Source organism: Actinophytocola sp., from assembly GCF_049647105.1.
In the GTDB taxonomy this organism is placed as follows: Bacteria; Actinomycetota; Actinomycetes; order Mycobacteriales; family Pseudonocardiaceae; genus Actinophytocola.
This window is the reverse complement of the sequence record NZ_JBARWZ010000204.1, coordinates 37,103-52,109: the sequence shown is the minus strand read 5'-3', so window position 1 is coordinate 52,109 and position 15,007 is coordinate 37,103. Positions and strand designations below refer to the sequence as shown.

Genomic DNA, 15,007 nt, shown 5'->3' with positions numbered 1-15,007 from the left:
ACAGACTGGGTAACCAACGGAGTTTCTGCTATCTGGTGATCTTGGTCGACACCGTTCTAGCAGGAACTCCGTTGCTAGTTTCAGCCGGCTGGACAGCCGCACCCACCCCTTAACTTCACGGCCTTGGCACTAGCTCGAGCATCTTGCCGGCGATGTACTGGTGCGTCCCGGGTGCCGCGCTGATCCACCGCTCCCCACGCGTCATCTGTGACACGGAAAGCGCCCACCGCCCGTCAGCCTGGTCCAGGACGGTGAGCCACCGGTCCGACCGATGCCGAACCCCGTTGACGTCCCGCTTGGCGGCGTAGAGCTTCGCCACCGCGAAGCGCTGAGCCTTGAGAAGGGCGTCGAGCCGCCGAGCCGCCTCGGGCCGGGCAGCGGAGGACCGCCGCATGACGCTGCCCTCCGCTCGCCCGCGCGGAGCGTGGAAGTCGGTGTGCCGCACGGAAAACGGCTCACCGTGCGCGACGCCGGTGTCCGGCAACCGCCACACCAGGGTCTCGATCATCCGGTCCAGATCGCACCGCTCGAACCGCACCCGCTCCCCGGAGCGCACAACGAGGACCGCGGACCGCCCATAGGAGGCAACAAGAACGGAGTAGGCCTCATCAGTGGTGGTGACCCACCCGTAGTACTCGACGGTGGCCCGCTGAACAACGTTGACGAGATCGACGAACTCGTCGAACTCCCTGCGACCCCCAAGCCCCGCGGCGTCCAGCTCCTGCCGGACAACCCGCTCCGCCTCGGCCGAGAACCGAGGGGAGACATACCGTTCGCCCCCGGCGAAAACAGCGTGCGGCTCCCCCAGATTCTCCTTCTGCATGAGACTGAGCAGAGGGAAGACGGAAAGCTCGACCTTGCGCCCGGTCTGCATCAATCCTCGTATTCGTCGTCGCCGATGACCTGAGGCGCGGTCAGCACGTCACTGCCGAAGATCTGCTCGGCGTCAGCCTCGATGAGCACCTTCCGCTCATGCTCGGCATTCTCGTCGTCCTTCCCCCGCCCAGCCCCCAAAGGTGCCCCCATGGGCCCAGCCCCACCACGGGCGGCAGCTCCCTGCATCCCGCGCCGAACAGCGTTCTCCTCAGCGGCAAGGGCCCCAGCCCCGACCGCACCCCCAGGCCCACGCACAGCGGACCCACCACCACCGCCGGCGACGCCCCCACCCGCACGAGGTGCACCGCCACCGGAGTACCCACCCACCGAACCCCCACCGACAAACCCACCGGGAGCTGCGGAAACCGGCGCCCCAGACAAAGGAGGAGAGTACCCGGTCGTTGGATACAAAGATCCCGAAGAAGACCGGTAGTCATTGGCCGCGGTCTGCCCATCACCGGATGACGAAGCCCCGGTGACCCCAGCGGAGGCGCCCGGATGCCCTGCGGCCTCACCCGGATAACCCGAAGGCCCCGCGCGATACCCACCGTCGGGGTTCCCCGGCTCGTCACCAGGCCCACCAGGCGGACCATCTCCGGGGCCAGGTCGAGGCTCCCCAACCCCGATGGTGTCGGCAGACTTCACCGAGATATCGCCCCCGTCCCGCCCACCGGCGTGGAACTCCTGAGGCATGTTCGTCTCGTTGTACTCACTGGCCCCGTCATACTGCTGGAAGACAGCGATATTGTGCTGGGCGTCAGCCTGGTATGCCGTGACTTCCTTCTCGTGGTCCACGTCAAACGGGAACGCGTCATCAAGCGACTGCTCTGGCGGCTCCGAAACCGGCCGCACGCTGTTGTGGGCCCGCTCGAACGAGCCGGCCTGTCGGGAGACGAGGTCCTGTGCCTGGTCGAGCTTGTCCGCGTTCGCGAGCACCTGCTCCTTGAGCGGCAGTGCCGCACCCCGGGCCGCCGCGCTGGCCGCACCCTGCCATCCGACTGCGATCAGATCCCCAAGCGACGCGATCAAGTTCGCCCGGTCTTCCTCCTCGGGCACCTCGTGTTGTACCTGCGCTTGGATCCTTTGCAGATCGAACAGACCTGGCCCCTGCGTGACCTGGTGATAGATCTCGGCGGGCGTCAGGAACGTGGAAGGGAAGAATCGATCTTCCGAGTCGGTCATGATCCCGCCTTGATCGTCTTCATCGTCTCGCCGGTCGCCATGATCGCGACCTCGCACGAATCCCGTTGTCCGATGTTGTCACTGGACAGTTGTGTCAGTGTCTGAATCACCCGTTGATCGGTCAGGCCGACGACGACCGAACACTGGACGGTGGGATTCTTGTCAGTGTCGAACGCGACCGCTGGAAAACCTTCGAGGTCGGCTATCGGTTTGAAATACGCGTAGGTGCCATTTTCGTTGGACCTGTAGGCGTCACTGAGTCCACGTTTCACCTTCGTGAGGACGCCGAAGTGGAAGTTGCCACCCGTGTCCGGATTGCGCCACGCGCACCCTGGGCCGAAGTCCGTGTCCGAGCGCGTCCCAGCCGGATCGACGTTGAGCGCGTTCGCCTGTTCCGCGGTCAGCGCGTCGCACGGATTCTTTTCGAAGTGGCTCGCGTCGAGCGGATTCCGGACCTTCGGGGCACCGTCCGACGGCAGTTCGTCGTCAGCCGGTGGCTCGTCGCCTGACGGGGAGGTTTCGCTTGTCGGGGCCTCGGCGGAATTCACCTGATCGGGGACTGGGTTGCCCGCTGCCGTTGTCGTGCACGACGCAAGGCTTGCCCCGATGATCGCGAGGATGGTGATTCGCGCTAACCGGTTGCTCACGATCAGATTCCCGTCTGCGGTCCGGACTTGTTGATCTCGATCACCGACTGGTACTCCTGGCCCAGGACGGTGATCCACGGTCCGACCGCTGTCGGCTGCGGTCTCCCAGATTCTCCTTCTGCATGAGACTTATCGTCGTCAGGAACTCGCCGGTCACCGTTACGCCGACTTCGCACGGATCTTTCTGGCCGATGTTGTCGCTAGAGAGTTCGGTCAGGGTCTGCATCGACAGTTGATCGGTGATCCCGACGGTCACCGAACACTGGTTCGTCGGGCTTTCCGAGTCGGTGTCCCACGCGACCGCCGGGAATCCCTCGATGTCGTCGATCGGCTCGAAGTATTTGAACTCGCCGTTCTTGTTCGACCGGTACGTGTCGCTCAGGCCGCGTTTCGCTTTCGACAGGAACGAGATGATGGCGGAACCGCCGGTCTCCGGGTTGCGCCACATGCAGCCATTGCCGAAGTTCGTGTCCGCCCGGGTGCCGGTGGCCTCGACATTGAGCGTGTTCGCCTGCTGAGGAGTCAGGGCGTCGCACGGGTTCTGCTCGAAGTGGCTCACGTCGAGGGGGTTCTCGACCTTGGGTGCGCCGTCGGAAGGCAACTCGTCGCCTGGCGGGTTCTCGTCGGTCGACGGTGGCTCGCTCGTCGGGGCGTGGCCAGATTTCACCTGATCGGGGATCGGATTGCCTGCCGCTGTGGTGGTGCACGCAGCGAGCCCGATGGCGCTCACGGCGATGATGGCGATTCGCAGTAACCGGTTGTTCACGATCAGATTCCCGCTTGTGGTCCGGGGCCGGACTTGTTGATCTCGATCACCGACTGGTGCTCCTGGTCCAGGTAGTCGTCGAGGGTGTCCTGCAGCAGCTGGGCCTGCTTGACGCAGTACCAGTAGTTCGTCACGACGTACTGGTAATACGCCTTGTTCGCGTTCGTAGAGGCCTCGGCCTGCCCTTTGCTGGCGAAGTCGAGTCCTGGCGGGATGATCGCGTCCGTGCTGACGCGTTTGCTCGATGCGAGGTAGCGGTCGGCAAGCTCGGTCCACTTCGTGACCAGGGACCGCAGTGTCGCCTCGTCGTACGCGAAGCCGCCGCCGGTGCCTTCGTGCGGGGTCGGGCTCCCCATCTTCTCCAGGCGCCGGTAGCTCTCGGTCTGCTCGAGTCTCCCGCTCATTCCTCTCGGCCTCTCCCCAGTGCCGCCTGTGATCCGGCGGATGCGCTCGGTAGCCGAGGATACGACATGCCGTCGCCCGGTGTGGTCTCTTCGCCGTGGAACCGCTCGCTCGGGTCAGTCTTCGTATTCGATGTCGCCGATTGCTCCTTGCGGGTCACGTCCTGCGCGATGTTCAGCGAGTCGACGCCGGTCACGAAAACGCCCCCGACCGGGACCCCTCCCTTGCCCGGTGTGGAATCTTTGATCAGCAGGGTGCTGCCGAATGGGGACCGTACGAGGGGCGTTTGATGACCGAGGAGCCGCCTGGCCGCCGGCTGGAGCCGTTCGACCCGCAGCCGCCGGAGTGGGCGAAGGTGCGGGGAGAGGAGATCGTGCGTCAGATCTTCGCCTTCGAGCCAGGGTCGGGCGGATGGGGCCCCTCGGGTGGCTGGGGGCGCAGAAGGGCCACCACGCCACCGGTTCTCCGGTTCTCGGACAAGCACATCGTCGGCATCCTCGACCTGCGTGCGGTGGAGTTCCCGCACCTGCTCGAGTTCGTCCGCTGCCGGTTCGAGGAGCCACCCGACCTCCGGCAGACCAATCTCGCGGGCTGCGAGTTCGCCACCTGCCGCCTGCCGGGGCTCGAGGGGCGCAACCTCTACAGCGACAACGACCTGCGGTTCGTCGGTGGCACCAGGGTGGACGGCCGGATCGACCTCACCGACGCCGAGATCAGCGGCTCGCTCGACCTGACCGGCGCGAAGCTGCGCAACGTCGACGGGTACGCGTTGCACGCCGACCGGCTGCAGCTCGCTGGCGCGCTCCTGGCCGCGAACATCGAGGTGCACGGCCAGCTGCGGCTTCCCGGCATGCGCACCGGCGGCAACGTCAACCTGTCCGGCGCACTGCTCGACAGCCCGAAGGGCTATGCGCTGGACGGGAACGGCCTGCAGATCGGTGGAAACCTGCAGTGCGTGGCGACCAAAAAGGGGCGGTTCACCTCGATCGGGCGGCTGTACCTGCCGAGCGCACGCATCGACAGCGACTTCTCGATGCGCGGCGCGTTGCTCAAGCCCACCGGTGAGGACTACGCCGACGGCGGCAACCAGCGGTTCTTCGACCAGCGCGCCACGTTGATCGCCGACCGGATCCAGGTGTCCGGCAACATGGACCTCGACCGGGACTTCACCAGCACCGGCACGCTGCGGATCGTCAACGCGCGCATCGGCGGGTCGCTGCGCCTGTCCGGCGCCACTGTCGACCTGTCCGACGACACCGAGCCGTTCGAGGAGCAGACCGCCAAGGCGGCGGCCCCCGGGCCGTACCGCTATCGCGCCTTGCACCTCGACGGCACCGAGATCGACGGCGGGATCGATGCCAGGAACACGCGGATCGCCGGGCAGGTGCGCCTCGTCGACGTGAACGCACGCGGCAGCGTCGTGCTGGACGGTTCGATCCTGAGCAACCGCCACGGCGACGTGGTCGAGGGCCGCCGGTTCACCACCGGCGGCAACCTGGACGCCCGTGGCGTCGTGGTGTTCGGGTCGGTCCTCCTGCCGGAGGCCGGTATCGGCGCCAACTTCGACCTGCGTGCCTCCCGGTTCGTGAGCCCCGGCCGGTACCGGCGCGACCAGTCCCAGAAGCCGTCGGTCGACCTGCGTGTCGCCCAGATCGGCCGGGACCTCGTCTGTGCCCGCGGCGACGGACAGTCGTTCTCCGCACACGGTGAGATCCGGATCCGGCGGGCGGAGATCGGCAGGCAGACCAACTTCCAGGGCGCGGAGCTCGGCTCCAAGCTGAGTGACACCGCCATCAACGCCTACGGGCTCATCACCCAGGAGCTGCGGGTCGACGTGGCGGCCGCGCCGCGCGGGCACGTGAACCTGCGGCACGCGCGCTGCGCGACCCTCGCCGACAACGACAAGTTCTGGGACGCCAGCGGGCACATCTCGCTGCACGACTTCCGCTACGACGCGCTGGCCGAGCCGATCGAGCTGGACGACGACGCGCAGGTCAAGCACCGGCTCAAGCTGCTGCGCAACGCCATGGGTGACATCTACCGGCCTGGCCCGTACGACCAGTTCGCCACGATGCTGCGTGCCAGCGGCAACGAGGAGCACGCCTCGACCGTGCTCATCGACAAGCAGCGCTGGCGGTACGCGGCCCTCGCCGAGGGCTACCGCCTGCTCGGGTTCCCGGTGATGTTGTGGAGCTGGCTGCAGAGATGGATGGTCGGCTACGGCTACCGGCCGATGCGTGCCCTGCTGTGGTTGCTCGCGCTGCTGGTCATCGGCTCGGTGTGGTTCTCGTTACAGCCAACGCCGGTGGAGTCCAACACCGACGACAAGCTCGTGTGGAACCCGGTGCTGTACACGATCGACCAGCTGGTCCCGATCGTCGACTTCGGTCACAAGAACAGATGGCACTTCGACGGTGCGTCACAGTGGATCACGGCCGGACTCGTCGCGGCGGGCTGGATTCTCGCGACGACCGTCGCGGCAGGCATCACGCGGATGTTGCGCAGGTCGTCGACTTAGTAACCTGCCGCTGTCTGGCACCCGCATGGAGGATCGATGAACGAGCCGAGCGCGTCCGCGCACACCGAGGTGCACGCGTCGCCGGACGTGGTGTATACGCTGGTCAGCGACCTGCCGGGGATGTCGGCACTGACCGACGAACTGGCGCGCGGCAGCTGGCTGGACGGGGTCGGCGAGGCCGCCGTCGGCGTCCGGTTCCGAGGGCACAACAAGATCGCGTGGCGGCGCTGGAGCACCACGTCGACGGTCACCGACGCGGACCCGGGGCGGCGCTTCGCGTTCGAGGTCTCCTCGGTCGCAGGCATTCCCGTCTCCCGCTGGCAGTACGACATCGAGGCGACCGTGAACGGGTGCCGTGTCGTGGAGCAGACGTGGGACCGGCGGCCGTCGTGGTTCCGGCCGTTCGCCAACCTCGTCACGGGTGTGCGGGACCGCGCGGATCACAACCGCCGCAACATGGAGCGCACCCTGGTGCGGCTGAAGGCGGCAGCGGAGGCGGCAAGCGGTTAGCCCGAGGGCGGCGGTTACCATTCCTTGGTGCCAGAACTCAAACTCGAGATCCAGATGCTGCACGACAGGGTGCTGGTGCAGCTCTCTCCCGAGGAAGGGGAACGGCGCAGTACCGGTGGCATCGTCATCCCGGCGACCGCGCAGATGGCACGGCGCCTTGCCTGGGGTGACGTGTTGGGGGTCGGCACGAACGTGCGGAACGTCAAGGTCGGCGACCGGGTCCTGTTCAACCCCGAGGACCAGTTCGAGGTCGAGGTCCAAGGGCAGACCTACCTCGTGATACGTGAGCGCGATCTGCACGCCATCGCCAGCGAGCGGATCGAGCACGGCACGGGTTTGTATCTCTAGGGAAGGCAAGTCGTGGAGCACCAATGGCCGGACTCGCACGCCGAGCAGACGGACGTGTTCACCCCGCTCACGCGCACCATTGGTGACGAGCCGACGGTCAGGATCCAGGCGCCTGGGCAGCCTCCCGCCGGGGAGCAGGGCACAAAGGGCAAGCGCCTGCGCAAGGCGGGCATCATCGCGGGGGCGGTGTTCGGCGCGCTCGTCGTCCTGTACGGCGTCGACCTGTTGATGAGCAGCGGCGAGGTGCCGCGCGGGGTCACCGTGGCCGGTGTCGACGTCGGCGGTCAGTCGCACGAGGACGCGGAGCAGGCTCTGCGCGAGACCATCGAGCCGCGCCTCGACGAGCCGGTCAAGCTGCGCGGTGGCGACGTCGACGCCGAGGTCAAGTCGGCCGACGCCGGTCTGACCATCGACTGGGTGGCGACCCTCGACCACACCGGTGAGCAGCCACTGAACCCGATCACGCGCCTGATGTCCTTATTCGGCAGCAGCGAGGAAAAGGGCGTCGTCACGATCACGGACGACGAGAAGCTGGACGCGGCACTCGAGGCGCTCCGGCCGAAGATCGACCGCGAGCCCGCCGAGGGCACAGTCAAGTTCGAGGGCGTCGACCCGGTCGCGGTCGACCCGAAGCCGGGCCAGAAGCTCGACGCAGCTGGCGCGCGGCAGGCGCTCGTCGACGAGTGGGCCACGGGCGAGCAGGTCGCGCTGCCGGTGGCCATCACCAAGGTCAAGACGACCGCCGATGGTGTGCGGAAGGCGGTCGACGAGATCGCGAAGCCCGCGGTCGCCGCTCCCGTGATCGTCCACGGCGAGGGCAGGGACGCGACGATCGAGCCCGCGGTGATCGCGAGCACGCTGGTGTTCAAGCCTGCCGACAACGGCGGGCTGTCGGCGAGCATCGACCAGGCCAAGCTGGCAGGCGCCGTCGGCCCGCAGCTCGCGTCCACCGAGGTCGAGGGCAAGGACGCACAGATCGTCTTCTCGTCCGGCGCGCCGACCGTCGAGCCGTCCGTCGACGGCAAGGGCGTCGACTGGGCCAAGACGCTGACGCCGGTGATGGACGTGCTGAAGAAGACCGACGGTCGTGAGCTGAAGGCCGAGTACGTGCCCAAGCCCGCGAAGGTGACCACCGACGCCGCGAACAAGCTCGGCATCAAAGAGGTCATCGGCGAGTTCACCACCCGGGGGTTCGCCTCGGACTCCGGCGTCAACATCCGCACGGTCGCGGCGGAGGTCGACGGCGCGATCGTGAAGCCGGGCGAGACCTTCAGCCTCAACGGTTTCACCGGGCCGAGGACCAAGGCGCAGGGCTACGTCGAGGCAGGCGTGATCAAGGAAGGCGCACCCGGCCGGGAGGTCGGCGGCGGCATCTCCCAGTTCGCGACGACCCTGTACAACGCGTCGTACTTCGCGGCCATGAAGGACGCTGGCCACAAGGAGCACAGCTACTACATCAGCCGCTACCCGGCCGCGCGCGAGGCGACCGTGTTCCAGAACCACGACGGCAGCAGCGTCATCGACCTGAAGTTCACCAACGACTCGGACACCGGGGTGGCCATCCAGACGATCTGGACGTCGAACTCGATCACCGTGAAGCTGTGGGGGACGAAGAAGTACGAGGTCGAGTCGATCACCGGTGGGCGGTCCAAGGAGACCCCGCCTCAGGAGAAGCCGGGGCCCGCGGAGAACTGCCACGCCAGCAACGGCGCGCCGGGGTTCACCACCAGCGACACCCGGATCATCCGGGAGGTCGGCAGTGGGCGCGAGGTTTCCCGGCACACCCGGTCGGTGAAGTACAACCCGCAGCCGAAGATCGTGTGCGCGCCACCCCCGCCTGCTGGGTGATCGCCCTTCTTTGACGCCGAGAGGCCTCCGGAGTCCAGGACTCCGGAGGCCTCTCGGCTTTGGGGTGTTCGTCGTCAGGCGCGCGTGCGTGACTTCGGGTAGAGGGCCGCAGCCAGGATTACCGCGACCACCGCGGCGATGATCTGGAAAATGTGCCGCCACCAGTCGATGCCCGGGGTGTCCTTCACGCCGACCCATCCGGCGATCAGGTTGCCCACCAGGGCGCCGACGATTCCTGCCACGATCGTCAACCAGAACGGGATCTTCTGATCACCCGGGGCGAAGAGCCGCCCCAGGATGCCCAGGACGATGCCCGCGATGATGAGGCCGATGATTGCGCCAAGTGACCACATAAATGCTCCTCCACCAAACGAATGGTGGCTCAGCAGTACCACCGATCGTCAGTGGTCACACCTCGAGCGTGATCCGACTGTTTCCACGCCTGAGACGGCACCAGCCGCGGGTCAGCGACCCGCGGCTGGTGTGACGATGAGTCTCGGTCAGAAGGCGGACTCGTCGAGCTCCATCAGCGAGTTGTCCGCGGCCTCGACGATCTTGCGACCCGAGGACAGCTCCGGCAGGACGTTCCGCGCGAAGAAGGTCGCCACCGCGATCTTGCCCTCGTAGAACGCCTTGTCCTTGTCCGCCGCGCCTTCGTCGAGGCGGGCGATCGCGATCTCCGCCTGGCGCTGCAGCAGCCAGCCGATCACCAGGTCGCCCACCGCCATCAGCAGGCGCACGCTGTGCTGGCCGACCTTGTAGACACTGGCGGGCTCGTTCTGCGACGCCGTCAGGAAGCCGATCAGCGAGCCGAGCATGCCCTGCACGTCCTCCAGGGCCTGCTTCAGCAGCAGGCGGCACTCCTTGAGCCTGCCGTTGCCGCCCTCGGACTCGATGAACGCCGTGATCTCGCCCGCCACGTGGGTCAGCGCGGCACCCTTGTCGCGGACGATCTTGCGGAAGAAGAAGTCCATGGACTGGATGGCGGTCGTGCCCTCGTACAGCGAGTCGATCTTCGAGTCGCGGATGTACTGCTCGATCGGGTAGTCCTGCAGGAAGCCGGAACCACCGAGGGTCTGCAGCGACTGGGCCAGCTGCTCGTACGCCCGCTCGGACCCGACGCCCTTGACGATCGGCAGCAGGAGGTCGTTGACGCGCTCGGCGAGCTTGCGGGACTCCTCGTCGCCCTCGCCCGTCCACGCCTGGTCCTGGAACGTCGCCGTGTACAGGTACACCGCGCGCAGGCCCTCCGCATAGGACTTCTGCAGCATCAGGCTGCGGCGCACGTCCGGGTGCGCGGTGATCGCGACCCGGGGTGCGGTCTTGTCCAGCATCTGCGTCAGGTCGGCGCCCTGGACGCGCTCCTTCGCGTACTCCAGCGCGTTCAGGTAGCCGGTGGACAGCGTCGCGATGGCCTTCGTGCCCACCATCATCCTGGCGTACTCGATGACCTGGAACATCTGCGCGATGCCGTTGTGCACCTCGCCGACCAGCCAGCCCTTCGCGGGCGTGTCGTGCTGGCCGAACGAGAGCTCACAGGTGGTGGACGCCTTGATGCCCATCTTGTGCTCGACGTTCGTCACGAAGGCGCCGTTGCGCTCGCCGAGCTCGCCGGTCTCGGAGTCGAAGTGGAACTTGGGGACCACGAACATCGACAGGCCCTTGGTGCCGGGGCCGCCGCCCTCGGGGCGCGCCAGCACCAGGTGGATGATGTTCTCGGTCAGGTCGTGCTCACCGGACGTGATGAACCGCTTCACGCCGTCGAGGTGCCAGGAGCCGTCCTCCTGCAGGACGGCCTTCGTGCGGCCCGCACCCACGTCGGAGCCCGCGTCCGGCTCGGTCAGCACCATCGTGGCGCCCCAGCCGCGGTCGATCATGAACTGCGCCCAGCGCTGCTGCTCGTCCGTGCCGTTGCGGTGCAGCACCTGCGCCATGTTCGGGCCGGACATGTACATGAACAGCGGCGGGTTCGCGCCCAGCATCAGCTCCGCGGCCGCCCACTGGACGGTCGGGGGGAGGCCGAGGCCGCCGAGGTCGTCGGCGAGCCCGAGGCGCCACCAGTCGCCGTCCCACATCAGCTGGTAGGCCTTCTTGAAGGACTCGGGCAGCTTCGCCGAGAAGGTCTTCGGGTCGTAGGTCGGCGGGTTGCGGTCCGCGTCCGCGAACGACTCCGCCAGCGGGCCCGTGGCCAGCCGGTTCAGCTCGGCCAGCACGCCGCGCGCGGTCTCCTCGTCGGATTCGGCGAGGACGCCCTTGCCCAGCCGGTCCTGGACCTTGAACACCTCGAACAGGTTGAACTCGAGGTCGCGGACGTTGCTCTTGTAGTGGCCCATCTCCTGGCTCCCTCGTTTTCGCGGTTCCGCGAACATGTGCTACCCGTCGGTAACATCAGGATATTACTAGCGAGTAGAGCACGGCAAGGAGAGCGGCCAACAAGGTGTGTCTCCGCAGGTGGGAGTGGGTGTAAGTCACCTCACGCCGACGTCGTTGCCTCCTCGGGCGCAGGGCACGGCGCCGTCGAGCGTCAGCACGCCGGAACGGAACGCGACGGCCACGGCGTGGGTGCGGTCCCTCGACGCGAGCTTGCGCAGGATGCTCTTCACGTGCGTCCTGATGGTCTCGACGGACACGAAGAGCACGTTCGCGATCGCCTGGTTCTCGAGGCCGTCCGCGATCAGCTGCAGCACCTGGTGCTCACGCCGCGACAGCGGCTGGCGCGGACCGTTCGGCCGGCGAGGACCGAGGACGGGCGCCGCCATCGCGGCGGTCATCGCGGCGTCGAGGTAGCGCCCCTCGGAGTGCACCGCCTGGATGGCCTTCACGAGTAGTGGCGGCTGCACGGACCGGAGGACGACCCCGCGCACCCCGCCGGTGACGGCACTGGCGACATACTCCGCGGTCCTGCGTCCCTCGTCGACCAGCAGGATGACCCCGAGGGCCGGGTTGCCCGCGAGGAGATGGCTCAGCTGCCCGCGCGGGTCGAGCGCGGCGTCGATGACGACGATGTCGGGCCGCATCCGTTCACACAACCGCACACCGACCGCCGGGTTCTCGGCCGCGCCGACCCAGCGGAGCCCCGGCGTCCGGTGCACGAGCGCGGACAATCCTTCTCGGACGAGCGGGATGTGGTCGATGAGCGCGACGCCGACGGCGCCGTTCGCCTGGCGCGTCGGCTGGTTGGTGTTCGGTTGCATCTCGGCGTCCTCCCGCTTGCACTACTCCGGGACAGAGACGAACCAGTCGGGGCGACGTGACGCGTTCGGTGACTTTGTTCTCACGATCCACTCTGGATAGCGAACGCTTAGCACTCCACGGGTTTGCGACGCTACTGTTAGTGGCACTGTGGAGTCCGAGATCGAGCGCAACGCCCAAGACTGGTTCAGGTTCATGGTCGACACGAACCTGGCCCCGGGGCTGCGTGCCCTCGGCTTCTTCGGGGTCGGCAGGCGCTTCCGCATCGAGGGCCCCAGCCACTGGGGCGAAGTCGCCGTGGAGCAAGCACGTTCCTACAGCGCGCGCGCAGTCCGCTTCACCCTGCACATCGGCGTCATGTCCCGCGACGAGTGGGCCGAGCAGCTGCGGGTCCGCCCGTACTACCCGGCGAGCGAAGTGGCGAAGGCGCAGTGGATGGGCTGGCAGGCGCCGATCGGCTCGGTCGTCGAGGTCGGAGGTTTTCCCATCGGCGAACTGTGGTGGGAGCTGGAGGTCGGCCGCCCGTTCCAGTCGCTGGCAAGGGAAGTGCTGACCACGGTCCGCGAGTACGGCCTGCCGGCCATGCATGAGCGCATGAAGGCCTGAGTCTGACCGCGGCTCGCCGGGTAGTCCAGCAACTGAGCACGATCGCGTAAATCCGTACGGTCCGACCTGATTACAATCAGTGTTCATCCGATTACGGAGAAGGGACTACACCTTGACGACCGAACATGCGATCGGTGTCCACCTGGACACCCCAGCGGTCCAGGTGGCTCGGGACCTCGTACTCCTGGTGGCCAGGGTCGGCCTCGCGGTGATCATGCTGGCGCACGCCAAGTTCTTCTACGACCTCGGCGGCCTTGGCGGTGTCGGGCAGATGTTCGCGCAGTCCGGCGTCCCGCTGCCGGGCATCGCCGGGCCCGCCAACGTCCTCTTCGAGTTCGTCGGCGGCATCGCGCTGCTCCTCGGCCTCGCGGTACCCATCGTCGGCGCCCTGATGGCGGTGAACATGGTGGGTGCGTGGATCTTCATGCACCCGGGTTCCCTGTTCTCCATGGAGCACAACGGCCCCGAACTGGTCATCACGATCGGGCTGCTCAGCCTCGTCCTCGCCGTGGTCGGCTCCGGCCGGTTCGGGCTCGACCACCTGATCCGCACACGTAGCGCCCGACGGGGCCAGTAACAGCACGAGAAGGTCCTGCCGACCAGGAAACAATCCCCAGCTCTACAGTGGACACACTGTGAGCTGGGGATTTGCATATTGAGCGGACTTATCCACCTCCGTTCGACGGCGTGTTGGCCGGCGAACGAACGCCTCCCATGTGACACTGCGCGTGATCAATCAATCACGTACGGTGCGTCTTCTTGTGGTCCTCGCGATACCGGAAGAAGAACGAGCCGTCCGAAAGGAAGAGGTGCCATGACATTCATGAATGGTTTGCGGCGCAAGGCAGTGCTGGCCGTGGCGGTTGCAGGACTGTCCTCGGGGTTCACCACCCCCGCGCTCGCTGCCCCCGCTGCCTCGGTGGCCGCCGAGGCATGCGGAGAGACCCAGTTCTGCATGTCCCGGGAGCGGGACGGCATCGGAGAGACGTTCCGCTACGAGAGTTCGGCCGACGGCACCTGTATCTCACGGTCCAACGCGTGGAGCGACGGCCTCACCTCGGACGCCAAGTCGTTCGAGAACAACCTGACCGTCGACGCGCTGGTGTTCACCTCGGGTAATTGTTCCGGATTCCCCACCGGCGGCAAGACGGCCCCGAAGGGCAGCTGGAACTTCGAGGACGACGTCCGCTCGTTTCGGATCCTGGGTGCCGACTGCGTCGAGGGCAGAATCTGCTTCTGGACGAACTCCAACTTCACCGGCACGCTGAAAGCGAAGCCGTGGGGCAACTTCTGCCAGGACACCGGCGGCATCGCAGCCAAGACCGCGTGGAACCGCACCGGGTCCTCTATCGACCTCTACTCAGGCGGCACCTGCCTGGGGGCCAGTTACGTCGGCTCACTGCCCGCCAACCAACTCGCCTACACCGAAAACTCGTGGGGCCGCTGGAATCTCTCCTGACCCGCAGCGACTCGTTCGACGATGACGCCAGTGCTGTTTGATCTAGAAACGACGAACCCCCAGGTCCACAGTAGACATGCTGTGACCTGGGGGTTCGTGTGTTGAGCGGATGACGGGAATCGAACCCGCGTTCTCAGCTTGGGAACCAGCCTAATCCGCCCAGAGAGGCTGTCTGACCTGCGGTTCGATCAGGACGGGGCTAGCCGTTGTTGACCGTTGCGGACCACCCTCTACAGCATGCGGACAGCACGAGGCTGGACCATCTTCACGCAGGTGAGAGAGGCGCTGAGTTGCCCTGTGCGCCTGCCGATGTGAATCACCCCGGCCCGTTGTGGATCGGTCGTCTACGGCGATCCTGGCGCGCGTTCTCCGCTCTGATCGATGTGCGTCGACTGACTCACGCTCCTGGCGCGTTGGGGGTCGTCAGGGACCGTCTGGGGCCAGCCGCTGAGGATGGTCCAGCTTGGTTGAGATGGCACCTGTGACACAGAGAGAGTGTGGGAAGCCAGGACAACCTCTCTGAGTGTCACTCAAGTGTCACTCCCGGTTCCCCAGGTCGCATCAGGTGCAGTGACAAGGTGACAGGTGTGACACCTACGGCGGGTCCTTGTCACTCAGCGCAGCCCGATCCCTGGTCTAAGAGCAATGCGTCT

16 protein-coding genes are annotated in these 15,007 nt (G+C 66.7%); 7 read left to right on the top strand and 9 right to left on the bottom strand.

The window, feature by feature from the left end; translation table 11 throughout:
- Positions 1 to 115 precede the first annotated feature (115 nt).
- Genes WBA97_RS24165 through WBA97_RS24140 form a run of 6 tightly spaced genes read right to left on the bottom strand, consistent with a single transcriptional unit; the run spans position 116 to position 4,069 of the window.
- On the bottom strand, positions 116 to 874 hold the full coding sequence (locus tag WBA97_RS24165) for an ESX secretion-associated protein EspG (RefSeq protein WP_424233184.1): 759 nt from the start codon (positions 872 to 874) through the stop codon (positions 116 to 118).
- The gene (locus tag WBA97_RS24160; RefSeq protein ID WP_424233183.1) at positions 874 to 2,058 is read right to left on the bottom strand and encodes a hypothetical protein; all 1,185 of its coding nucleotides are present in this window, start codon (positions 2,056 to 2,058) and stop codon (positions 874 to 876) included. Before WBA97_RS24160 ends, WBA97_RS24165 begins: the two co-directional genes overlap by 1 nt.
- The gene (locus WBA97_RS24155) at positions 2,055 to 2,705 is read right to left on the bottom strand and encodes a DUF3558 domain-containing protein (protein WP_424233182.1); all 651 of its coding nucleotides are present in this window, start codon (positions 2,703 to 2,705) and stop codon (positions 2,055 to 2,057) included. The genes WBA97_RS24160 and WBA97_RS24155 overlap by 4 nt, the downstream gene beginning before the upstream one ends.
- 40 nt (positions 2,706 to 2,745) lie before the next feature.
- Positions 2,746 to 3,471, bottom strand: coding sequence for a DUF3558 domain-containing protein (locus tag WBA97_RS24150; protein WP_424233181.1), 726 nt, complete (start codon positions 3,469 to 3,471; stop codon positions 2,746 to 2,748).
- A 2-nt stretch (positions 3,472 to 3,473) separates the two neighbouring features.
- Positions 3,474 to 3,875, bottom strand: a complete 402-nt coding sequence (locus WBA97_RS24145) for a hypothetical protein (RefSeq protein WP_424233180.1) — start codon at positions 3,873 to 3,875, stop codon at positions 3,474 to 3,476.
- Entirely contained in the window at positions 3,872 to 4,069 is a 198-nt protein-coding gene (locus WBA97_RS24140; RefSeq protein ID WP_424233179.1) for a hypothetical protein, read from the bottom strand. The genes WBA97_RS24145 and WBA97_RS24140 overlap by 4 nt, the downstream gene beginning before the upstream one ends.
- A gap of 93 nt (positions 4,070 to 4,162) precedes the next feature.
- Between WBA97_RS24140 and WBA97_RS24135 the strand changes: the two genes are divergently transcribed.
- Genes WBA97_RS24135 through WBA97_RS24120 form a run of 4 tightly spaced genes read left to right on the top strand, consistent with a single transcriptional unit; the run spans position 4,163 to position 9,097 of the window.
- Complete coding sequence (locus WBA97_RS24135; protein ID WP_424233178.1) at positions 4,163 to 6,391, top strand: hypothetical protein; 2,229 nt, start codon at positions 4,163 to 4,165, stop codon at positions 6,389 to 6,391.
- Positions 6,392 to 6,427: 36 nt separating this feature from the next.
- On the top strand, positions 6,428 to 6,901 hold the full coding sequence (locus WBA97_RS24130; RefSeq protein WP_424233177.1) for an SRPBCC family protein: 474 nt from the start codon (positions 6,428 to 6,430) through the stop codon (positions 6,899 to 6,901).
- 54 nt (positions 6,902 to 6,955) lie between these two features.
- A complete protein-coding gene (locus tag WBA97_RS24125) occupies positions 6,956 to 7,249 on the top strand; it encodes a GroES family chaperonin (RefSeq protein ID WP_424233189.1) in 294 nt (97 codons plus the stop codon).
- Between the two features lie 12 nt (positions 7,250 to 7,261).
- On the top strand, positions 7,262 to 9,097 hold the full coding sequence (locus WBA97_RS24120; RefSeq protein WP_424233176.1) for a VanW family protein: 1,836 nt from the start codon (positions 7,262 to 7,264) through the stop codon (positions 9,095 to 9,097).
- 74 nt (positions 9,098 to 9,171) lie between these two features.
- Here WBA97_RS24120 and WBA97_RS24115 read toward each other — a convergent pair whose 3' ends face one another.
- The 3 genes from WBA97_RS24115 to WBA97_RS24105 all read right to left on the bottom strand — a co-directional run bounded on the left by WBA97_RS24115 (position 9,172) and on the right by WBA97_RS24105 (position 12,291).
- Positions 9,172 to 9,450, bottom strand: coding sequence for a GlsB/YeaQ/YmgE family stress response membrane protein (locus WBA97_RS24115; RefSeq protein WP_424233175.1), 279 nt, complete (start codon positions 9,448 to 9,450; stop codon positions 9,172 to 9,174).
- A gap of 147 nt (positions 9,451 to 9,597) precedes the next feature.
- On the bottom strand, positions 9,598 to 11,430 hold the full coding sequence (locus WBA97_RS24110) for an acyl-CoA dehydrogenase (RefSeq protein ID WP_424233173.1): 1,833 nt from the start codon (positions 11,428 to 11,430) through the stop codon (positions 9,598 to 9,600).
- 135 nt (positions 11,431 to 11,565) lie between these two features.
- Complete coding sequence (locus tag WBA97_RS24105; RefSeq protein WP_424233172.1) at positions 11,566 to 12,291, bottom strand: response regulator transcription factor; 726 nt, start codon at positions 12,289 to 12,291, stop codon at positions 11,566 to 11,568.
- 193 nt (positions 12,292 to 12,484) lie between these two features.
- On the opposite strand from WBA97_RS24105, the gene WBA97_RS24100 reads away from it, so the two are divergent.
- The 3 genes from WBA97_RS24100 (at position 12,485) to WBA97_RS24090 (ending at position 14,354) form a co-directional block, all read left to right on the top strand.
- Positions 12,485 to 12,895, top strand: a complete 411-nt coding sequence (locus WBA97_RS24100; protein WP_424233171.1) for a DUF4304 domain-containing protein — start codon at positions 12,485 to 12,487, stop codon at positions 12,893 to 12,895.
- 112 nt (positions 12,896 to 13,007) lie between these two features.
- Positions 13,008 to 13,472, top strand: coding sequence for a DoxX family protein (locus WBA97_RS24095; RefSeq protein WP_424233170.1), 465 nt, complete (start codon positions 13,008 to 13,010; stop codon positions 13,470 to 13,472).
- A gap of 237 nt (positions 13,473 to 13,709) precedes the next feature.
- Positions 13,710 to 14,354 carry a peptidase inhibitor family I36 protein gene (locus tag WBA97_RS24090; protein WP_424233169.1) on the top strand — a complete coding sequence of 215 codons (645 nt, stop codon included), beginning with the start codon at positions 13,710 to 13,712 and terminating at the stop codon, positions 14,352 to 14,354.
- Positions 14,355 to 15,007: the final 653 nt, after the last annotated feature.

Bases quoted from the DNA above. Each gene is read 5' to 3' on its own strand.
- WBA97_RS24110 (WP_424233173.1), bottom strand. From the start codon at position 11,430: ATGGGCCACTACAAGAGCAACGTCCGCGACCTCGAGTTCAACCTGTTC.
- WBA97_RS24130 (WP_424233177.1), top strand. From the start codon at position 6,428: ATGAACGAGCCGAGCGCGTCCGCGCACACCGAGGTGCACGCGTCGCCG.
- WBA97_RS24105 (WP_424233172.1), bottom strand. From the start codon at position 12,291: ATGCAACCGAACACCAACCAGCCGACGCGCCAGGCGAACGGCGCCGTC.
- WBA97_RS24160 (WP_424233183.1), bottom strand. From the start codon at position 2,058: ATGACCGACTCGGAAGATCGATTCTTCCCTTCCACGTTCCTGACGCCC.
- WBA97_RS24135 (WP_424233178.1), top strand. From the start codon at position 4,163: ATGACCGAGGAGCCGCCTGGCCGCCGGCTGGAGCCGTTCGACCCGCAG.
- WBA97_RS24125 (WP_424233189.1), top strand. From the start codon at position 6,956: ATGCTGCACGACAGGGTGCTGGTGCAGCTCTCTCCCGAGGAAGGGGAA.
- WBA97_RS24145 (WP_424233180.1), bottom strand. From the start codon at position 3,875: ATGAGCGGGAGACTCGAGCAGACCGAGAGCTACCGGCGCCTGGAGAAG.
- WBA97_RS24100 (WP_424233171.1), top strand. From the start codon at position 12,485: ATGGTCGACACGAACCTGGCCCCGGGGCTGCGTGCCCTCGGCTTCTTC.
- WBA97_RS24165 (WP_424233184.1), bottom strand. From the start codon at position 874: ATGCAGACCGGGCGCAAGGTCGAGCTTTCCGTCTTCCCTCTGCTCAGT.
- WBA97_RS24090 (WP_424233169.1), top strand. From the start codon at position 13,710: ATGACATTCATGAATGGTTTGCGGCGCAAGGCAGTGCTGGCCGTGGCG.
- WBA97_RS24115 (WP_424233175.1), bottom strand. From the start codon at position 9,450: ATGTGGTCACTTGGCGCAATCATCGGCCTCATCATCGCGGGCATCGTC.